The following is a 1,301-nucleotide window of genomic DNA, read 5'->3' as shown; positions in this document are numbered from 1 at the left end:
TCTGGGGACCTTTTCCTATCAGCCGTATTACTAAGAAAACGTACGAGGAGAGGATCCTGGAGTAAACGAGAAGTATAGCCACAATTATATGGACGGTATTCATGCTTACGGAAGAATGATTTTTAAGAAAGCTGTAGTCCAAGGGTTAATAAAAATTAATCCTACTGAAGATTATAAACTGCCAAATAGGCAAAAAACTGTAGAGGAGTTAGAGGAAGAGGACATTAACTTTTTGGAAAAAGAAGAGCAAGCGTATTTTCTTAAATTAACCCAATCTGATGGGCTTGAAATGGATCATTTAGTATTTACTGTACTGTCCTATACCGGTTTAAGAATAGGCGAATTATTAGCTCTAAATGGGCTGATTTTAACGCTAAACAAGGGACTTTACGCATAACCAAAACACTATACAATCCCACCAATAATTTTAAAAAGTATCACCTACTCACACCGAAAACAACGGGATCAAAACGTACTATCGAGATCGATGAAACACTGATAAAGATACTGAAAAAACATGAGATTAAGCAAAGGGAAATAAAACTGAAAAACAAACCCATATACCAAGATAATGGATTCATTTTTGCTCGGGATGATGGGCATCCACAATTAAGAAAAGTTATTGAAACCAGGCTTCACCGTTTGCTGAAAAAAGCAGAGATTAAAAAAAATATTACACCTCACTCTTTCCGACATACTTATGCATCATTAATGTTTGAAGCTGGTGCAACTATCAAAGAAGTATTGGAACAGCTTGGTCATACGGATCCAAAAACAACAACAGTTATTATATACTCACGTTACCCAAAGCACGAAAGAAAAGACCTCCCAACAGTTTAGCAAACTGATGAAAGGTCTTCTCCATTAACTTTAGTTTTCTTTTGTTGGTTTAAGCGGACAAACTTGCGGACAAGTTTATCGTTAAACCTTTCAAACAGTTGATATAACAGGGTTATAAATCCCTAATTACATCATACCGCCCGTAAGATGAGAGTGTGTAATTTCTTTAACGCTGTGTGCCATAAATGCGGTATATCAAGATTTTACTTATTTTTGTCTGTAACATCTTTAACTTGAATTTACCGTTTTTCATTGGATTGCGTTAGCAAAATGTTAGCAATTTCAGGCAGGTAGGCTTTTACGGTTGTTCACACATTCCACATGGGCTGTTAGGGGAAACATATCAGCTAGATTATGTCATATTTATTTTTAATCGATGTATAAAATCTTTCACCATCTGGGATTTAAATTCATTATCCTCTCCAAGTCGTTTCATCGAAATGACGTCTCTTTAAGATAAT

The 1,301-nt window shown here is 35.5% G+C and carries 2 protein-coding genes; both read left to right on the top strand.

Translation table 11 applies throughout. From position 1 onward, the window contains the following. Nucleotides 1-88: 88 nt before the first annotated feature. Nucleotides 89-397 (top strand): hypothetical protein, encoded by a 309-nt coding sequence (locus tag CHI06_RS23125; RefSeq protein WP_095250923.1) that lies wholly within the window; start codon nt 89-91, stop codon nt 395-397. Then, nucleotides 304-840 (top strand): tyrosine-type recombinase/integrase, encoded by a 537-nt coding sequence (locus tag CHI06_RS31170; RefSeq protein ID WP_095250922.1) that lies wholly within the window; start codon nt 304-306, stop codon nt 838-840. Before CHI06_RS23125 ends, CHI06_RS31170 begins: the two co-directional genes overlap by 94 nt. Nucleotides 841-1,301: the final 461 nt, after the last annotated feature.

The sequence above is a fragment of the Bacillus sp. 7884-1 genome (genome assembly GCF_002272245.1).
Lineage (GTDB): Bacteria > Bacillota > Bacilli > Bacillales > Cytobacillaceae > Neobacillus.
Note: the sequence above shows the minus strand (reverse complement) of the source record. Positions and strands in the feature narration are given on the sequence as shown.